The organism is Terribacillus saccharophilus (genome assembly GCF_002272075.1).
Taxonomy (GTDB): Bacteria; Bacillota; Bacilli; order Bacillales; family Amphibacillaceae; genus Terribacillus; species Terribacillus saccharophilus_A.
On sequence record NZ_NPBJ01000005.1, the window covers coordinates 54,883 to 73,379 of the forward strand.

The 18,497-nt window shown below is 43.6% G+C and carries 22 protein-coding genes; 9 read left to right on the plus strand and 13 right to left on the minus strand.

Features of this window, described 5'->3' with window-relative positions; all coding sequences use genetic code 11:
• Positions 1-68: 68 nt before the first annotated feature.
• Positions 69-1,160: a GPR endopeptidase gene (gene gpr, locus CHH48_RS04540; RefSeq protein WP_095218147.1), complete on the minus strand. Its 1,092-nt coding sequence runs from the start codon at positions 1,158-1,160 to the stop codon at positions 69-71.
• Positions 1,161-1,318: 158 nt separating this feature from the next.
• On the opposite strand from gpr, the gene rpsT reads away from it, so the two are divergent.
• A complete protein-coding gene (gene rpsT / locus CHH48_RS04545; protein ID WP_095218148.1) occupies positions 1,319-1,585 on the plus strand; it encodes a 30S ribosomal protein S20 in 267 nt (88 codons plus the stop codon).
• A 65-nt stretch (positions 1,586-1,650) separates the two neighbouring features.
• Here rpsT and holA read toward each other — a convergent pair whose 3' ends face one another.
• The 4 genes from holA to CHH48_RS04565 form a co-directional block, all read right to left on the minus strand.
• A complete protein-coding gene (gene holA / locus CHH48_RS04550) occupies positions 1,651-2,688 on the minus strand; it encodes a DNA polymerase III subunit delta (protein WP_095218149.1) in 1,038 nt (345 codons plus the stop codon).
• A 268-nt stretch (positions 2,689-2,956) separates the two neighbouring features.
• Positions 2,957-5,209, minus strand: a complete 2,253-nt coding sequence (locus CHH48_RS04555; protein ID WP_095218150.1) for a DNA internalization-related competence protein ComEC/Rec2 — start codon at positions 5,207-5,209, stop codon at positions 2,957-2,959.
• The gene (locus CHH48_RS04560) at positions 5,206-5,781 is read right to left on the minus strand and encodes a ComE operon protein 2 (RefSeq protein WP_095218151.1); all 576 of its coding nucleotides are present in this window, start codon (positions 5,779-5,781) and stop codon (positions 5,206-5,208) included. Before CHH48_RS04560 ends, CHH48_RS04555 begins: the two co-directional genes overlap by 4 nt.
• A gap of 66 nt (positions 5,782-5,847) precedes the next feature.
• Positions 5,848-6,456, minus strand: a complete 609-nt coding sequence (locus CHH48_RS04565) for a ComEA family DNA-binding protein (RefSeq protein WP_175072936.1) — start codon at positions 6,454-6,456, stop codon at positions 5,848-5,850.
• A gap of 96 nt (positions 6,457-6,552) precedes the next feature.
• Between CHH48_RS04565 and comER the strand changes: the two genes are divergently transcribed.
• Entirely contained in the window at positions 6,553-7,377 is an 825-nt protein-coding gene (gene comER, locus CHH48_RS04570) for a late competence protein ComER (protein WP_095218153.1), read from the plus strand.
• Positions 7,378-7,428: 51 nt separating this feature from the next.
• Here comER and CHH48_RS04575 read toward each other — a convergent pair whose 3' ends face one another.
• The 8 genes from CHH48_RS04575 to CHH48_RS04610 are packed head-to-tail and all read right to left on the minus strand — an operon-like array spanning position 7,429 to position 12,447.
• Positions 7,429-8,187: a class I SAM-dependent DNA methyltransferase gene (locus CHH48_RS04575; RefSeq protein ID WP_095218154.1), complete on the minus strand. Its 759-nt coding sequence runs from the start codon at positions 8,185-8,187 to the stop codon at positions 7,429-7,431.
• Positions 8,187-8,543 carry a ribosome silencing factor gene (gene rsfS / locus CHH48_RS04580; RefSeq protein WP_095218155.1) on the minus strand — a complete coding sequence of 119 codons (357 nt, stop codon included), beginning with the start codon at positions 8,541-8,543 and terminating at the stop codon, positions 8,187-8,189. Before rsfS ends, CHH48_RS04575 begins: the two co-directional genes overlap by 1 nt.
• A complete protein-coding gene (gene yqeK / locus CHH48_RS04585; protein WP_095218156.1) occupies positions 8,543-9,115 on the minus strand; it encodes a bis(5'-nucleosyl)-tetraphosphatase (symmetrical) YqeK in 573 nt (190 codons plus the stop codon). The genes rsfS and yqeK overlap by 1 nt, the downstream gene beginning before the upstream one ends.
• Positions 9,102-9,671, minus strand: coding sequence for a nicotinate-nucleotide adenylyltransferase (locus tag CHH48_RS04590; RefSeq protein ID WP_095218157.1), 570 nt, complete (start codon positions 9,669-9,671; stop codon positions 9,102-9,104). Before CHH48_RS04590 ends, yqeK begins: the two co-directional genes overlap by 14 nt.
• Before the next feature lie 11 nt (positions 9,672-9,682).
• Positions 9,683-9,973 carry a ribosome assembly RNA-binding protein YhbY gene (gene yhbY, locus CHH48_RS04595; protein WP_095218158.1) on the minus strand — a complete coding sequence of 97 codons (291 nt, stop codon included), beginning with the start codon at positions 9,971-9,973 and terminating at the stop codon, positions 9,683-9,685.
• 1 nt (position 9,974) lies between these two features.
• Positions 9,975-10,811: a shikimate dehydrogenase gene (aroE, locus tag CHH48_RS04600; RefSeq protein WP_095218159.1), complete on the minus strand. Its 837-nt coding sequence runs from the start codon at positions 10,809-10,811 to the stop codon at positions 9,975-9,977.
• A gap of 14 nt (positions 10,812-10,825) precedes the next feature.
• A complete protein-coding gene (gene yqeH, locus CHH48_RS04605; protein ID WP_095218200.1) occupies positions 10,826-11,929 on the minus strand; it encodes a ribosome biogenesis GTPase YqeH in 1,104 nt (367 codons plus the stop codon).
• A 2-nt stretch (positions 11,930-11,931) separates the two neighbouring features.
• A complete protein-coding gene (locus CHH48_RS04610; RefSeq protein WP_038561502.1) occupies positions 11,932-12,447 on the minus strand; it encodes a YqeG family HAD IIIA-type phosphatase in 516 nt (171 codons plus the stop codon).
• 389 nt (positions 12,448-12,836) lie between these two features.
• Here CHH48_RS04610 and CHH48_RS04615 point away from each other — a divergent pair, with 389 nt between their 5' ends.
• From CHH48_RS04615 to mnhG, 7 genes are all read left to right on the plus strand, one after another.
• Positions 12,837-12,977, plus strand: coding sequence for a sporulation histidine kinase inhibitor Sda (locus tag CHH48_RS04615; RefSeq protein ID WP_038561505.1), 141 nt, complete (start codon positions 12,837-12,839; stop codon positions 12,975-12,977).
• Between the two features lie 173 nt (positions 12,978-13,150).
• Positions 13,151-15,508, plus strand: a complete 2,358-nt coding sequence (gene mbhE / locus CHH48_RS04620; protein ID WP_095218160.1) for a hydrogen gas-evolving membrane-bound hydrogenase subunit E — start codon at positions 13,151-13,153, stop codon at positions 15,506-15,508.
• On the plus strand, positions 15,508-15,846 hold the full coding sequence (locus CHH48_RS04625; RefSeq protein WP_095218161.1) for a Na(+)/H(+) antiporter subunit C: 339 nt from the start codon (positions 15,508-15,510) through the stop codon (positions 15,844-15,846). Before mbhE ends, CHH48_RS04625 begins: the two co-directional genes overlap by 1 nt.
• Positions 15,839-17,323 (plus strand): Na+/H+ antiporter subunit D, encoded by a 1,485-nt coding sequence (locus CHH48_RS04630; RefSeq protein ID WP_095218162.1) that lies wholly within the window; start codon positions 15,839-15,841, stop codon positions 17,321-17,323. The genes CHH48_RS04625 and CHH48_RS04630 overlap by 8 nt, the downstream gene beginning before the upstream one ends.
• Positions 17,324-17,800, plus strand: a complete 477-nt coding sequence (locus tag CHH48_RS04635; protein WP_095218163.1) for a Na+/H+ antiporter subunit E — start codon at positions 17,324-17,326, stop codon at positions 17,798-17,800.
• Positions 17,797-18,108 carry a Na(+)/H(+) antiporter subunit F1 gene (locus tag CHH48_RS04640; RefSeq protein ID WP_095218164.1) on the plus strand — a complete coding sequence of 104 codons (312 nt, stop codon included), beginning with the start codon at positions 17,797-17,799 and terminating at the stop codon, positions 18,106-18,108. Before CHH48_RS04635 ends, CHH48_RS04640 begins: the two co-directional genes overlap by 4 nt.
• Positions 18,089-18,481 carry a monovalent cation/H(+) antiporter subunit G gene (mnhG, locus tag CHH48_RS04645; RefSeq protein ID WP_245840312.1) on the plus strand — a complete coding sequence of 131 codons (393 nt, stop codon included), beginning with the start codon at positions 18,089-18,091 and terminating at the stop codon, positions 18,479-18,481. The genes CHH48_RS04640 and mnhG overlap by 20 nt, the downstream gene beginning before the upstream one ends.
• The last annotated feature ends 16 nt before the right edge of the window (positions 18,482-18,497 follow it).

Genomic DNA, 18,497 nt, shown 5'->3' on the forward strand with positions numbered 1-18,497 from the left:
TTTTGAATCTAGTTGAACTCTACTAGAATCTATGAGAGAGAAGCTTGAAGTAGAACCTCTGAAAGAAATCAGCGTGTGTAATCCGAGAGATTTGCCGGATTGACCTTTTCATGAAGAGCGCCATTAATGCCAGCTGCAATGACATGAGCCATATCGGCAATAAACCCATCTACTTCCTTCGGTGTTACCATAAGGTTAGACCCAAGCGGCGTCAGCACTTCATGAATTAGCTGACGTTTCTCTTCTTCAGCAAGACCGCCAACCATTCCGAATATTGCCTGCCGCTGCTCCTCGTTCGGCAGATCTTCTTCTGTAAGTTCCTTTTTCCCAAATCGCATACCTGCAGGTACAAGTGCTTTAGAAGGCTTATCCTTCTCATTCCACTCTCTGCCGAAATGCTTGAAGAGGTAATCGATAGTATCACTCGTAATTGTCACCGCATCGACAACTGTAGGAACGCCAATACTGAAAACAGGAATACCAAGTGTTTCTTTGCTCAGCTCTTTCCGTTTATTGCCCACACCTGAGCCTGGATGGATGCCTGTGTCGGATAACTGGATTGTACTATTCACGCGACTGACCGAACGAGCAGCTAAAGCATCCACCGCTATGACAAAGTCTGGCTTCGTTTTTTCGATAATCCCATGGATAAGGGTGCTTGTTTCGATTCCAGTAGTACCCATTACGCCCGGCGATACTGCAGAAACCGGCCGGTAACCTTCTTCCACTGATTCAGGCTGCAGCTTGAATAAATGATTAGTGACCATGATTTTCTCAATCACTTCCGGTCCTAAAGCATCCGGTGTTACATTCCAGTTTCCCAGTCCGACTATCAAACCAGTCGCATCCGTAGGAATGTTGTTTTCAGCCAGCATTTGTTCCAGCTCCTTGGCAAGTACAAGCGCTGTCTCTTCTTCCTGTTTTGTATCCTGATTCTTTATTGCATCCGTATGAATCGTAATATAGATACCTGGTTTCTTCCCTATCTGCTTTGATCCTTCTTCGTTCACTTGTACATAATTAACGGTGATACCTTCTGTTTTTTTCTCTGTCACAGAGATACCTGCTGCCGTTCCCTGTTTCTGTTCACTCGATGTATATAGATCCTTTGCTTCAATAGCTAAATCTGTCCGTACTTGCAGCTGCTTAATCAAAACCATCCCTCCACTTTTCACAAATGTCAGCATTAGCATAAGCAGATTAACAGCAAATCATACGAAAAGTGACACCTTCAGCGAAAAGAATTGTTGAAAACATCGCTCCGCTTTGGTACAATGGCTTTTGTTGTAAGATGAAATGTGCCGGAGGTGAAACAAACATGGCAAATATTAAATCAGCGATTAAACGCGTTCGTGTAAACAACGATAGCCGTCTAAGAAACCAAGCTTTGAAAAGCGACTTGCGTACTGCAGTGAAACACGTGGAAACAGCTGTTTCCAACAACGATGCTGCAACTGCTAAAACAGCTCTTCTAACAGCTTCAAGCAAAATTGATAAAGCTGCACAAAGTGGTGTCATCCACCGCAACAAAGCTAACCGTCAGAAGTCTAACTTGACTAAAAAAGTTAACGCTATTGGCGCATAATATGCTTAGAAGAACGATTCCTTTAGAAGGAATCGTTTTTTAATAGAAAAAAGCCCGGCGGTTTATTAAATCATCCGGGCTTTTTTTCGTATTGTCACTATTTGCTGAAGTAAAAGTTCAAACGCTAGGTTCTTTTCCATACGTCCCTGCTTCAAATCTGCATCCGTTTCGGCAGCTAGAAATAGAATATGTTTCAATTCTTCTTCTGAGAAGTGCGCTTCCCGCTTTAAAGCAAGCTTAATCACAAATGGATGAACCTTTGTTACTTCTGCCATCTTCGCTTGATTATACCCTTTATGCTTCAGAAGCTTTACATGCAGAATTGTCCTGAACTGGGAAGCAAGCAGTGCTATCAAGGCAATCGGTTCTTCCTTCAATTTGATCAAATCATGGAAGATGTAAATCGCCTTCGCCAGGTCACCAGCCATTAGGCTGTCAACCAGCTTTAATCCAGAGCTTGTCTGCTGATGGGAAACAAGTGATTCCGCAATCTCCAAAGTTATTTTACTTCCTTCACCCGCATAGAGCGCAAGCTTCTCAATTTCTCCGCGCAGCATAGAAAGATCGGTTCCAGCCTCCTGGATGAGCAAATCCGCGACTTCATCCTCCAGCACAATTTGATGCTCCTTGCTTAACGTAACGATCCAATCTGATAAATCCCATTCTTTTACCGGCAGACAGGCGACAGCTTGTCCTGTCTTTTTAATGCTTTTAATGATTTTCTTGCGCTCATCCACCTTCTCATATGGAGCTAACAAAACGAGTGTCGTCCATGCTGCTGGATTTTCTACATACTGCTCCAAGCTTTCCAAACGATGGTCCACTGCGGACTTATCCGGCTTTGCTTTCAGAAAGAAAGGATGATAAGCAAGTATTAATTTTTGTTCACTGAAAAAAGGATATTCCTCTGCATCGGCAATGACTTCCTGGATTGGGGTTTCCTCCAAATCATAGACGGAAACATTTGTTCCATCGGAAAGGGCGAACTGTTTCTCTATTTTTTCCTTTATATCCTGCATGAAATAAGACTCCGTACCATATAGTAAGTATATAGGTGAAAAATCCTTTTTCTTGATTGCTTTTAAAGCGTCAGTATATGACATGTTCTCACTCCTACGTAATCCTACTGTTTATCGTATCGGCAAATAGGAATTAACGCAAGGTGGAACAGAGGAGAACAATTGAATGTTCCCCCCCAATCTATATGAACGCTCTTGTTAGCCAGCTCCGGAGGCTGTAACGCTAAGCGGTGTTTTCTTACCTCTAGGTTATCCTGATAGCACTCAGGTTATAGGTGACAACTCTTGCTAATCGAGGTAAGTAACTGTTGCCTTTGGTAAGTTCATTTGCCTCATTTATAACTACCGTATCTTATGGAAGGAACGGGCTAAATGTGCCTGTCTTTCCTGAGAAGGCATAGACGACCGCCCCATCCGTATCTGTACGCCAGATATGGATGTTTTGTTGTAACAAGCTATCCACCACCTCTGGAGACGGATGACCATATCGGTTGTTCCTTCCAGCAGAAACTAGCGCTGTCTCCGGCTTCAAATGCTGAAGAAATACTCGGTCAGTCGATGTATCGCTGCCATGATGTCCAACCTTCAACACATCTGCTCGTAAAGACGGATATCGCCGGATGATTTCCTTTTCTTCCTCTTTACCAATATCCCCGGTAAAAAGCCAGCTCTTCCCGCCTAGCATCGTATACATGACAAGCGAATTCTTGTTTGGATCCTTTTTATCGCGGAAAGGAGCCAGTAGCTGAATTTCCCAGCCTGGTAGACGGATCATCTCTCCAACTTTCCAAGGAATTATCTTTGTATCCGAATTCCATAGGTTAGCCTTTGAACGGTCAAAATAGACCGATGTACGCACCCATTCCACATGCAACTCCTCTGTCAGCTTGCCGATACTCCCGATATGATCATGATCTGCATGCGTTGCAAAGATGCCATCCACTTTAACAATCCCTCGCTCATACAGATATGGTTTGATAACTTGTTCGAAATTCTTATCAGTTGGCTGAAAGTCCATTCCGATACTGCCAGCAGCATCAATTAAATAAACACCTCTTCGATAAGGCAATTCAATGACAAACGCATCTCCTTGCCCGATATCAAGCATAGTTACATATCCTGTACTGCTTGTATACGGCAACAATACTGCCGCAAGCGGAATTGAGGTGAGCAAAGCCCCATACCAAAGAGCCTTTCTTCGCCTTCCTTCTTCCCATGCAGAACAAAATAAAATAAGAACTAAAAAATATAGCAGGGAGATACCCATCGGAAGCTCCCCTGTCACCCAAGGATAAAAGGCTATACTATCTATCCATTCGATAATGCGAATCACTAATTCATTGATAAATCGAAAACTTTCTCCGAGGATAGCAGCAAATCGTGGCAAAGGATACAGCAGAATACTGATTAGCAATAAAAGCGGAATGGCAATAAAGGTATAAAATGGAATAGCAAAAAGGTTCATCAAAACAGACAATGGATTTAGGAAATAAAATTGGGAGACCTGCAGAGGAAGGATGACAAGCTGGCTTAATAGGCTTGTTTCCAGCAGTGCGCTGATAAAGGAACCAGTGTATAACCGGACTGACAATAAAAGTGCCAAGCTGACTAGAAACGAAAATTGGAAACCAATATGGTACAGATAATGTGGATCGAGTACGAGTAGAAGTATGAAAACTATACTGATACTATCAATAATCGGCAGCTTAACCTTAAATCGCATAAGCAGCATAATGAGCATTACCATTAAAGCAGAACGCCATACCGAAGGCTCACCACCCGCAAATACAGGATAAACAGCCAGGAAGACAAATAAAAACCAATAGGTCTTTTCAATCGTGAGAATTTGTAGTTTTGTGAGGAGAAAGAAGAGGATCGCAGAAAATAATGCTATATGCATGCCGCTGATAGCAAGGATATGAGATAAGCTCCAGCGGTTGAACAGCTCCACCGTTTCCTCATCTAAATTGCTATCTTCCCCCGCTATCATCGCCTGTACCCACGCAGCGGTATGAGAATCAAGGATCTTATCAGTTTTATGCAAAAACGAAGTTCGCGCCTTTAGCAACTGACCGAGTTGTGATGTTCCAGTACAAGAGATATCCCCCAGATTCTGAAGTTCTAACTCATAAAAGATACCTTGCTGTCGTAAATAGTGTTGAAAGTTAAATTGTCCTGGGTTAGTGGCAGGTTCAGGCTGTGCAAGACTGCCATTAATGACACATTGAGCTCCAGCAGATAAACCAGATACAGTTTCATGTTCTTCTTGTTTGAAATATGTCACCAGGATAGAGACCGAACCAGAAGCATCTTTTGCAGTGAATTGAATTCGTTCTTTTGTTTCGGAGAGATCTGATATAGAGGAAGTAAGCTGAATCGGCTCATCGAGCGGCAGTTGGGGAGGCATCTCTTGTCCGAGGATACTGTTGGCGAAAAATAAAAGAGAAGCAATCGAAGACAGAAGCAGGAGCGGAAATTGGATACGTTTTGTGTAATATAACAGGCTCAGCCAAACAAGTATGACTAGCAGTACCGAAAAATGTAAGGAATGCGCCAGCATCCCGCCAAGGGCTGCCAGCGCAACAATATGCCATCTACCAATCATATTTGTTCTTTGTTTGGGAGTTGATAACGAGACGCAGCTTCTTCAGCGAGCTGTTGACTTTCTGTATCGTCCAACTGCTTGAGCTTGTCCACGACTTTTTCCATCAGACTGCGTGTCTCTTGTGGCTTCGTATCCACTACGACTGCATCAAGCTCCACCTGTTCTGTTGTGACACCAGCTTCAGCAAAGAGATCAACAGCATATGGATGATTTTTATAATCACTTGCATAATAAACCGTTCTGATGCCAGCTTGTATCAGAGCTTTACAGCATTGCAGACACGGAAAATGCGTCACGTAAATTTCAGCCCCTTCGGTCGGCACACCGAATTTCGCACATTGCAAAAGAGCATTCATTTCTGCGTGCACTGTTCGTACGCAATGACCATCGATTACATAACATCCTTCATCAACACAGTGCTTGCTGCCTGTGACACTGCCATTGTAACCGCCGGCGATAATACGTTTATCGCGGACAACAGTCGCACCGACCATCAGCCGCTGGCAGGTGCTGCGCAGCGCCAGTAAGTGGCTTTGCGCCATAAAATATTGATTCCATGCGATTCGTTCCATGACGCTTCGCCACCTTTCCTTTTCTAAAGTTAGTGTACAATCCCCCTTCTAATCCGTCAACCAGCTCTACAAGCTGATCTGCTCCTTCATATTCTCTAACGATTTCTCCCCAATGCCAGGTACTTCTGTAAGCTGCTCGATAGAAGTGAAAGGACCATTTTCCTCACGGAAGGTAATGATAGCCTGTGCCTTTGCTTCCCCAATGCCGTTCAGTTCTGTAAGTTCATTGCTGTCTGCTTGATTAATATTTATTTTCGCTGAAGAAGTACTCGAACCCGCTGTTTGAACAGGTACATCCTCTTCACCGATAGCCGCAACATAGATAACCTGTTCATCTGCCACTCGCTGAGCAAGATTAATACTTCGCTCCTCTGCATTCTCTGTTAGTCCGCCCGCTGCATCTAACGCCTCTTCCACTCTACTGTCTGGAGCAAGCTCGTATACACCGGGATTCTGTACCTCTCCTTTTATATCTACCATGACCAACGCATTAGCCGATACAGACTCATTTTCAGCTGGTGTTTCTGTGAGCAACTGCGTCTCAGAAGGAATTTCAGCTTCTTCCAGCTGCTGCACTGCAGCATCACCTTTAGGCTCCCTAATCCACATGACTAAAAAAACACATGCTACAGCAGCCAGTATGATAGCCCAGCTATATTGTTTAATTATTTGCACCTTGAACCTCCTTTCATATTTCATATCCTTTAAACATAAAATGGGTAACAGCGTAACTGGGAAACAAGCAGAAAATGAGCAGAGGAGGAGTTTAGAATGACGAAATGGGGAATAATCGGAGTTGGCAATATGGGAGGCATGCTACTGGAAACATGGGTAAACTCCGGATCGATCTCTCAAGAAGATATTATGATTTTGAACCGTTCTGCTGATAAAGCTGTACAATTGAAGAAAAAATTCCCTTCAATACATGTAGCAGATTCCACCAGCCGAATTGCGGATTACGCTGATATATTGTTTCTGTGTGTACGGCCGCCGCATTTGCCAGGCGTATGTCACGAGCTCCACTCTCTATTGCAGCCGGACCAAGTATTAGTCTCCATCACTAGTCCGTATTCAATCGAAGACCTCGAAGTACTTGTACCTTGTCAGGTTGCTCGGGCAATTCCAAGTATTACGAACAGAGCTGCAGCAGGCACGACTCTCCTGACATTCGGAACGAGCCTGTCAAATCGTAATAAAGCTGCACTTATCGATTTAGTTAGCAGCTATTCAAATCCGCTTTATATACCAGAGGATATAACGAGGGTAGCCTCAGATATCGTTTCCTGCGGACCAGCTTTCTTCAGCTACCTCGCGCAGCGCTTTATCGATGGTGCAGTGGCAGAAACAGCAATCAGTAAAGAACAAGCCACTCATTTAACTTCAGAGATGCTAATTGGACTCGGGACTTTGTTAGCAAATGGCCATTATACGTTGGATGAATTGATAAAAAAGGTTTGTGTAAAGGGCGGTATTACAGGAGAAGGTATTGCAGTGCTCGAAAAGGAAACAACTGAGATGTTTTCACAGGTGTTTCAAGCAACACACCGGAAGTTCGGGGAGGAAAAGGAAGCAATTCAAAAGGGATTGTACAACTAATAATTCGACACATATTTCGCTTTTCCTGCATAAAAAAACCAGGTAGCAGCATTATGCCTCCTGGTTTTTCAAACATGCAAAGAACAGCCGGTCTGCTTGTTCCAATTGCTCTGTCCGTTCTATATCAAAATCACCGTATACTCCGCACACACGAAGCCCTGCTTCCTCAAGCCAGGAAATATACGTATCAATGGAATATGTACGCTGATGATGATATTCATCAAAACGATCGTATTTATCCGAGTCTGCCTCCTTTGTAAAGAAGGTAAGGTCGTGAAATACCTCTCCCTTTTCCTCGCCTGCTTCACAGAACCATGTGTATGAAAGATCATCATGAATTTCAGCAAAGACCTCGCCTGCCAAGTCCTCTTCTATATGCCGTATGCTATGGACATCGAACAGGAAAACACCACCAGGAGAAAGCATCTGCCATATCCGGGAGAAAGCTTGCTGTACATCAGCTGGTGACGTAATATAGTTGACCACATCAAACATACTGATTGCAGCATCTGCTTTGATTGTCTCCAGCTCCCGCAGATCCTGCTGTATCCAGCGCACTTGCTGTTTTGTATCACGGGAAGCAGCATAGGCAAGCATATTCTCGGATTGATCAATCCCTGTCATATGATAGCCTGCCTTTGCCAGCTGCCTGGTGACATATCCCGTTCCGCAGCCTAAATCGGCTATCTCATTGATCTCAATCTGCGCATGTTTATGGAATATTTGCTGCATGAACTGCTGCCAAGGCTCATAAGGCGCATCCTGCATCAGACGTTCATATACGGCGGCAAGCCGCTCGTATGCGGCCATTAGCTTTCTTGGGAGAATACCGGTTCCACTTGCGGCGCGTCTCCCCACAGGCGTTCTAGATTATAATATCTGCGTTCATCGATGTGGAACACATGGCAGACAACATCTCCAAGATCGACAAGCACCCATCTTGACTGCTCCATTCCTTCAAGCCGCTTTACTTCCACACCAGCTTCTTCAGCCTTCTCTTTGATTCGTCTGGCGATAGCTTGCACTTGACGCTCACTTGTTCCATGACAAATCATGAAGTAATCAGCAATCAAGGAGACCTCCTTCATTTCCAATAGGACAACGTCTTCCCCTCTTACCGCATCTGCGGCATTTGCTGCTATTTGTGCTAATTCAATAGTTTCCATTAAGTATTACCTCCAGTAGAGTTTAATAAATCATTATAAGCATGGAACGTGTCTGGGTATACTTTTCGGTTCAACGAGACGAGCATATTGATCGTATTTCGAGAAGCCATCCAGCACGCCTTATCCAAATTGTCCTCACTAACTTTACGTACTTCATCCACGCCGGGAAAAGCACGGCCCGGTTCAATATAATCTGCAAGAAATACGACTTTATCAAGTACTGACATACCAACACATCCAGTTGTGTGTACAGTAACGGCATGCAGTATCTCAGGGTCGCTAATACCGACTTCGCGCTTTACCATAAGCGCTCCTACCGGACCATGCCATAACTCATGGTGATAATTCAGCAAGTCCTTCGGCAGTTGTTCAGATTCGATCCAGCGTTTCATTTCCTCGAGTGGCCGATACTTTGCATAATCATGAAAAATAGCCGCCTGCTCCGCTTTCTTTTCATCTGCACCATACTGCTTTGCAAGTCTGATACTTGTATCCATTACACGGATAGTATGTTCATACCGTGGTTTCTTTAACTGTTTCTCAACGATCGCCAATGCCTTATCTCTCTGCATACAGCTTTTGCTCCTTTATAATATCGAACACTGCCTCTGTAATAAGATAGTGTACAGGTGCTCCTTGTTCGACACGTGCACGGATCATACTTGAGGATATCTCAAGTTCCGGAATATCGACATAGGTGACAGGATAAGTTGTCACTAGCTCATATCCAGGCCGGCCGACACCTACGAATGTCAGCATCTCGACCAAGTCATCGATACGATGCCATGTGTGTAAACTCTCCACAAGATCAGCACCTATGATGAAATGGAATGCAGTATTCGGATGCATTTCCTGCAACAGCTTTATTGTATCAAATGTAAAGGATTTGCCTAAACGATCCACCTCAATCGGATTCATACGGAAAATTGGATTATCCGCAATTGCCGCCTGTACCATCTCAAGACGCAGATCCGCATCGGTATGGGACTTTACTTTATGCGGCGCTTCATGGGCAGGAATGAACCATACTTCATCCAAACCCAGTCTGTGCTGGACTTCCTGTGCAATGAATAAATGTCCGAGATGGGGCGGATCGAATGTCCCTCCCAATAATCCGACTTTTCTCATGTCTTACTCCTTTACGGCAGCTTGATCTGTTTATTATCTTCTGATTCTCTATAAAGGATGATCGTACTTCCGATGATTTGGACGACAGATGCACCTGTACCCTCTTCAATTGTTACAGCAACATCCTCTTTCTCATCCAAACAATTCTGAAGCAAACTCACTTTGATTAGTTCCCGTTTTTCCAATGCTTCGCCAATCTGTACGAGCATGTTATCGTTCACACCGATTTTTCCTACCTGGAAAATTGGTTTCAAATGATGCGCTTGAGCGCGAAGATATCTTTTTTGTTTACCTGTTAACATATTATGCCTCCGTTAATCTTTGTTCCAGCTGATTCAATAATTCACCGATCACGACTTGTTCGCCTGACCAGATTTCAAATGCGTACTGTGCTTGATATAAAAGCATGCTATGGCCATGATGAATGGTAGCTCCTTGCTGCTTGGCAGACCTTAGCAGCATCGTTTCAATCGGTTTATAGACGATATCGCTAACCACTGCATTAGATTTTAAATTGGCTAACGGGATGATTTGCTCACGATCACACGGACTCATCCCAACACTTGACGTGTGTATGATGATATCATAGCTATCCAATTTCTGTTGCGCTTCTTCATATGACAAAATCTCCGTAATCGTTTCTGGTTCCTGTATCTGCAGCAGCTGTTCTGCTTTAGAAACTGTACGATTGGCGATATCAACATAGCGGAAACCATTTGCAACCAGCGCACGATATATTCCGCGAGCTGCTCCTCCTGCGCCAAGCATGAGCACATGCAAGGATCCTTGCGAGGGAATCACCTGTTCCAATGCACGCACATAGCCAGATCCATCCGTATTATACCCGATCCATTTGCCGTTCTTTCGTACTGCGGTATTCACAGCTCCGATTTTCGATGCATCTGTATCGAGCTCATCAAGAAATGGGATGATGCGCTGTTTATATGGAACCGTAATATTGAAGCCATCAATCCCGCTTTGCAGTAATGCTGTAATTTTTTCATCAAAAACATCTGGTTCGATAGGATATAGCTTGTATTCCCCTTCGACTCCAGCCTGTTCCATGAATTGTGTGTGTATCCATGGTGATAAAGAGTGCTCCACTGGATGGCCGATCAGGCCTAACTTCAATATTTTCATCTTCTCGCTCCCCCTTAGATTAATGATCTGCGGATAGTTGCCGGCACTCCTTCTGGTGTATGGACTGTAACCGAAGCAGGCTCACCTGACAGCGTTATCCAACCTAATCCTGGAATGACAATATCCGTTTTTTGATCTTTTATCCTGAATGCTGCCTTCTTTAAAGGTGGAAAGTGCTCAAGCTGCTCCTGATATGGAGGTGTAAGTAATTCTCCTTTTTGGCGGTCGTACAGCGAATCCGCATTCTCAAGCTTCGTACGATGGATATCGAGCGCGTTGGAGAAATAGCAGACAAATGACTGGCGTTCCCCTTTTTCGAAATCGATACGCGCTAAACCACCGATGAACAACGTTTGCTTATCGTTCAATTGGAAGATGCGTGCTTTAATTTCTTTATTCGGAGTGATGGTTTTCAAGTCCTTATCCGTCACATAATGGGCAATCTGCTGGCGGTTGACAATCCCCGGTGTATCATAAAGGGAGCTTGTATCATCAAGCGGAATATCAATGAATCCAAGCGTCGTACCAGGAAAATAAGAAGTAGTGATAGCATCGTTTATACCTGTTGAATGCTTGATCAAGGCGTTAATGAATGTTGATTTGCCGACGTTTGTACTGCCGACAACGTATACATCCTGTCCATCACGCAATTCTTGAATGCTATCTTCAAGCTCCGACATTCCGATTCCCCGTTTTGCAGAAATCAAATGTACATCCGCCACTTGAATACCATATTCTTTAGCCGCTCCGCGCAGCCACTGTTTAACACGTTCCTGGTTCGTCGATTTTGGAAGCAAGTCCACTTTGTTCCCAACAAGAATAATCGGTTTGTCTCCGACAAGCCGTTTGATGCTGGAAATGAAACTGCCGTTAAAATCAAATATATCCACGAGCTTGATGACAATACCATCTTTGTTATTGATTTCACTAATCAACGTAAAGAAGTCATCGTCAGTCACTGCAACATCCTGGACCTCATTGTAATGCTTGAGCCGGAAGCAGCGCTTACAGATGACCTCATCGCTTTTCCCTAATGCTGATGCAGGGATATAGCCCGGCAAGGATGCGTCCTCTGTTTGAATCGGCGCTCCGCAGCCTTGGCAAATCAATTCTTCCACATTCATTCCTCCCATGTAATCTTTCCTTTTCTTCTGAAATAGTTGAGTATCCGTCGTTCGATCATCCGATTGATTCTGGTGATTTTTCCGTCTGTTTTAACGATTGGCACCACAACGATCGTATAGAAACCGGCCAGATTGCCCCCTAATACATCTGTAAGGAGCTGATCACCAATCATAACAATCTGATCCTTCTGAAGGTTCATCTGCTTGACAGCCTGCTTGAAGGCACGTCCCAGCGGCTTTCTTGCGCTATAGACGAAAGGAATCTCTAAAGGTTCAGAAAACAGTTTCACTCGTTGCTCATTATTATTAGATATAATCGTAATTTTAATATCATGTGCGCGCATTTCCTTGAACCAATTGGTCACTTCCGGCGTAGCATCTGCAACATCCCATGCAACCAGGGTATTATCCAGATCCGTAATGATACCTTTGATTCCTTGCGCTTTCAATTTCTCTGGCTTTATATCAAAAATGCTTTTCACATGCTCGTTCGGCAAGAACTTCTTTAGCATTGTGGATTTCCTCCGATCTCGTACACTTCAACAGTTACTTACCCATCATAAGACATTTTTGCTACGGTTTCAAAAAAATCTTTCATTGTTCTTCTTTTTTTCGACTATCTTTTATGCATTAGACGTGAAATCAGAAGCAAAACCTTTCGACAAATCTCTACATACTTTTTTCTGTGGATAACTATGTCCACATTATTAACCGCAACATGAAACAATTTTGCACATTTATAAACACTTTATCTACAGGTTATGAACAGTTTTCTGTAGATAACTCTCGTCTTGTCCCTCTATTTTTTTCGTGATACATTATTAATAACTTATCAACTCCCCAACCCACGCATAGAAGATCTGCAAGATAGTAAGATAACTCCAATCAGGAGGAATGCAAGATGGAACATCTGTCTGATGAATTGCTGATCGAATCTTACCACAAGGCGAACGAACTCCACTTGAGTCAAGAGTTTATTCATCTAATAGAGAAAGAAATCCAGTCACGGGGCTTATCGCATAAGATCCGTTATACCAGCTAAACATCGTCTCCCTCAGTCTTGCCGCTCCGGCAAGGCTTTTTTTCTTAAAGTAAACTATGTTTGTTGCAGTGTATGGTTATATTACTTTACAATTGGGTATAGGAATTTTTAGTGATTGCATAAAATAGTAGAAACTATTTAAACCTTATATTAAAGAGGAGGACTGCCATAATATGATCGTTGCCATTCTGATGCCATTTTTAATCGCAATGTGCATCCCATTCATCGCGAAATTCAAATACAGAATACATACCGGATATGCGGTGTTTGCTACATCGCTCTCCATCTTTCTATATTTTCTCGTTCTGCTGATTAGCGGGGAAACCGAAACACTATATCGTTACAGTTGGATACCGTCACTTGGATTGGATTTAACATTCTATACTGATGGATTGGCACTTTTCTTTGCCTTGCTAATTAGCGGAATCGGCGCTCTTGTAGCATTTTATTCCATCTTTTATCTTAATCTTGAGGAACGGCTAGGCTCCTTCTATGTTTATTTGCTGTTGTTCATGGGAGCTATGCTCGGTATTGTCACTTCTGATAATATTTATGCCCTTTACACCTTCTGGGAGCTCACTTCTGTATCTTCTTTCCTTTTGATCAGTTTCTGGTTCACTAGAAAAGCTTCCACAGACGGCGCTCTCAAATCAATGCTAATCACTTTTCTTGGTGGTTTCTCGTTACTCGGTGGATTGGTGCTTCTCCACCTGGTAACCGGTTCTACGAGCATTCGGGAAATACTAACACAAGGTGACCTTATACTAGCAAGTGATTGGTTCCCGCTGATTGTCGTGCTGTTACTACTAGCAGCCTGTACGAAATCTGCTCAGTTCCCTTTCCACATCTGGCTGCCAGACGCAATGGAAGCTCCGACACCAGTAAGTGCATACTTGCATTCCGCTACAATGGTTAAAGCCGGCCTTTTCCTGCTGCTCCGCTTCACACCTGTATTTAAAGAAAGCGAAGCATTTTTCATTGCTGTATCTATAATCGGTCTGGTCACTTTGTTCTGGGGATCTTATATGGCAGTAAGGCAGACAGATCTCAAGGGGATATTAGCTTACTCCACGATCAGTCAGCTTGGTATGATTATGGCCATGATTGGTTACGGAACCGAAGCTGCTATCTTCGCTGCTATGTTCCATATTCTTAACCACGCAACATTCAAAGGAAGTTTGTTCATGGCGGTGGGCATCATCGACCACGAAACAGGAACTCGCAATATCCGAAAGCTCGGCGGACTTTGGAAGCTCATGCCGGTCACTGGCATAATCAGCATACTTGCATCTTTCTCTATGGCGGGTGTGCCGCTACCAATTTTGAACGGATTTTATAGTAAAGAGGAATTCTTCTCAAGCTCCTGGGATTTGTCAGCCGATCGTGCATTCGGATCAGATTTTGCAGCTTTACTAGCCAATATCGTACCGTATGCAGCAGTTGCTGGCAGCATCTTCACATTTGTGTACAGCATGTACTTTTACTTCCGTACATTTACAGGGAAAGCAGAGAAAACTACTGCTGAAAAAGCCCATGATCCAAAATTCGGGATGTTAGCAGCACCTGTCCTGCTCGTGTCAGGAGTCTTATTAATCAGTATCTTCCCTAACTGGTTCAGCCGCCATTTGCTTCAGCCGGCAGCAAATGCTGTTTATGGGGACGCAATGAAAGAGCATAGCATCCATTTCTGGCATGGTTTCGTACCAGCATTGATTATGTCTCTGATCGTCGTAGTTTTAGGTGTTTTATTTTATATCACTCGAAAATATTGGATGGGGCTATACAACGTATTGCCTGGAAAGCTATCTGGAAATATTGTTTATGCTTCGCTTCTATCAGCTAGTGAAAATCAGACTAAGAGACTCAATGACCGTATCGTCAGTGGCTCTATCCGGCAGTACAATGCAATCATCATTAGTGTTATCTCGATTGTGACCTTGCTGATCTTATTCGGGACAAACTCTTTCGATTTGAGGAACATTGATACTTCACCAGTCTCACTCCCTCAAAGCCTTCCGGAGCTTGCCGTAGCACTGATCATGATCGCTGCAGCATTCGGAAGCACAGTATCACAGAAGAAGCTTACAGCAGTCATCATTTTGGGCGTTGTTGGATATGGGCTATCCATTTTGTTTGTCCTGTTCCGCGCACCCGATCTGGCTTTGACGCAGCTTAGTATCGAGACAATCACCGTCGTCTTGTTCCTGCTATGCTTCCGACATCTGCCGGAAATAAAAAGGGAAAGGAAAGAGAAACTTTCCAAAAAAATAACCAATATCATCATCGCCTCTCTTTGCGGTCTAATGATGATGCTGGTCGGCTTAGCTGCTTACAGTCAGCGTCTATTCCCTTCCATCTCAGATTACTTTGTCAAGTATTCCTACAAACTGGGAGGCGGAGATAATATCGTCAATGTCATCCTTGTCGACTTCCGGGGTCTGGATACATTATTTGAAATCACTGTATTAGCAATTGCTGCTCTTGGAATTTATTCTCTTATCAAACTGCGCCAAAAAGAGGGGGATCGCTAATGGAAATCATAATGATCGTACTAGCAGGTATCCTCTTCGGGTTTGCCGTTTATAATATTTTGCAAAAACAACTGCTGCGAATCATCATTGGCACAGCTCTTTTGTCACACGCAGCACATTTGTTCATCTTGACGATGGGGAAATTAAAACGCGGCTCTTCTCCCGTTCTAACAGAAGGCACAGAGAGTTATAGTGATCCGCTGCCCCAAGCACTGATCCTGACATCCATCGTTATCAGCTTTGGTGTCACCAGTTTGCTTCTTGTGCTGGCTTATCGGGCAGTCAAAACGAACGGCACAGATAATATGGAAGAATTAAGAGGTAATGATCATGACTAATTTTGCTATTTTACCAATACTGATTCCATTCATAGCTGGTATTTTACTGGCTTTCACCCATAACCGGATCTTGCTTACGAGACGGTTGGCAATGCTGTTTGCCATTGTCCATTTGATGACAATGGGATTCCTTCTATACAAAGTCCTTGTTGACGGCAGCATAGTATTAGAAGCTGGAGATTGGAGCGCTCCATACGGTATCATCCTTGTACTGGATCCTTTGAGTACTTTACTTGTTTTAACCTCTTCTATCATTCTTCTGGCTGTCGTCTGGTACGCACCAGCATCAGTTTCAGAAGAACAGGAAGGCTTCTATTTTTATACATTCGTATTTTTACTTGTAACTGGTGTATCGGGTGCTTTTATAACAGGAGATTTGTTCAACCTGTTCGTATTCTTCGAAGTACTGCTGATGGCATCCTATGCCTTGATCACCCATGGTGGAAAGAAAGTGCAGCTGCGTGAATCAATTAAGTATGTATTGATCAATCTGTTTTCTTCCATGTTATTCGTAACGGCTGTCTCCTACATATATGCTGTACTAGGAACAGTTAATATGGCACAGCTGGCAGAACGGGCAGCAGCCTCTGATCAGCCAGGCATTATCACGACAGTCGCCATACTGCTATTCTTTGTCTTTGCGACCAAGGGTGCTGCATTTCCGCTTTATTACTGGATGCCGCACTCCTACATCGTACCGAATCCAGTTGTTTCTGCTTTATTCGGCGCACTTTTGACTAAGGTAGGTGTATATTCTCTCATTCGAACATTTACACTTATCTTCCATCAGCAGCCTGAAATTATGGATCAGTTGTTCATCTGGGTCGGTAATCTTACCATGCTATTCGGTGTAATTGGCGCCTTGGCATCCCGTAATATAAAATTAATAGTCGCTTATAATATCATACCTGCTATCGGTTTCATGCTGGTTGGAATCGGGATTTTCAATCATGATGGACTTAGCGGAAGCATCTATTATCTGCTCCAGGATATGATCGTAAAGGCAGCGCTCTTCCTGCTGGCTGGCACTATTGCAGCTGTCGCCGGCACGTCGGATATCAATAAAATGGGCGGCATGATACGCTCACACCCTGTCCTTGGCTGGATGTTCTTCATAGCCGGTCTTGTGCTTGCAGGTGTGCCGCCGTTCAGCGGTTTTATCGGAAAGCTGCTCCTAGTGCGAGGTGCTTTTGAAAAAGGTGAAACAACTACAGTCATCATTATGCTGCTAACGAGTTTACTCATATTGCTTTCCATCGTGAGAGCTTTTATCCGCATCTTCTGGGGAGAAGGAGAAGCAATAAAACAACAAACACGTCACAGTGCACGCAGTCTTTTACCAGCTGGACTCCTGATGCTGTTCACTGTATTTCTCGGGATCGGTGCAGAAGCAATCCTGCCGACTGTTCAGCAGATTTCCGACTATCTTCTTAATCCGCAGGAATATATCGATCTTGTATTGAAAGGGGGACGTTAGATGGCTTTTCAAGTTTGTATAAACGTATTGATTGCCTTTATGTGGATGTTCCTCGGAGAATCATATACCATTTCCGGCTTCGTAACCGGTTATATTGTCGGTATCGTCTTATTATTCCTGCTGCGCAGATTCCTGAAAGGTCCGTTCTACTTACGTAGAGTTTACAAGATTCTGGTTTTGGCGTTGATATTTATCAAAGAGCTATTACTTTCTAATTTAGAAATCACAAAGCTTGTCTATGCAAGGCGGCTGGATATCAATCCTGGCATTTTCACACTGGAAACAGAATTGGAATCAGATTGGGAAATCACATTATTAGCAAGCTTGATTACACTGACACCTGGAACTGTCACCATTGCTGTTTCCCCCGATAAGAAGGAGCTCTATATTCACGCCATGGATATCGTAGACATGAAAGAAGCAGTTCACTCTATCAAAGATAGCTTTGAGAAACACATTATGGAGGTGACAAGATGAGTGCTTTGCAAGATAATTTTGCTGCGATTGTCCAGATTGTCTCCATCATTTGCCTGATTGTACTGAGTGTCTCCATTCTCTTATTGATTATCCGTGTAATGAAAGGACCGACTAATGCTGACCGAGCAGTTGCTTTGGATGCCATAGGTGTGAATATAATGGCATTTGCTGCCCTGCTTGCCATCATCCTGATTACACCGAATTTCAATGATATCGTACTGTTGATCGGTATCCTGTTATTTATCGGAACAGTAGCAATCGCAATCTATTTGGAAAAGGGTGATTTAATTGATACAGAACGCGATTGAAATCATCCTGGATATACTTGTAATCATATTCTTGGCAGGAGGTGCATTCATCATGTTCACTGCATCTGTTGGCGTCCTGCGGTTTCCGGATATCTATACAAGGCTTCACGCAGCAAGTAAAGGCTCAACGCTTGGTGTCGCCGGGATCCTCATCGGTGCTTTTATCTTCCATTACACCCAATATGGAATCATAAGCGGAAAACTAATCCTGGGTGTTCTGTTCATCTTTCTTACTGCCCCTGTTGCCAGTCATCTAATATCCAGAGCGGCTCACCTTCGGGGTGCAAAGCCATATGGAACATTGAAGGATCAATACCAAGAAGCGATTGATAAAGAAAAGCGAAGACAAAAACAACAACAAAAATCAAAGTGAATGCCATCTGGCATTC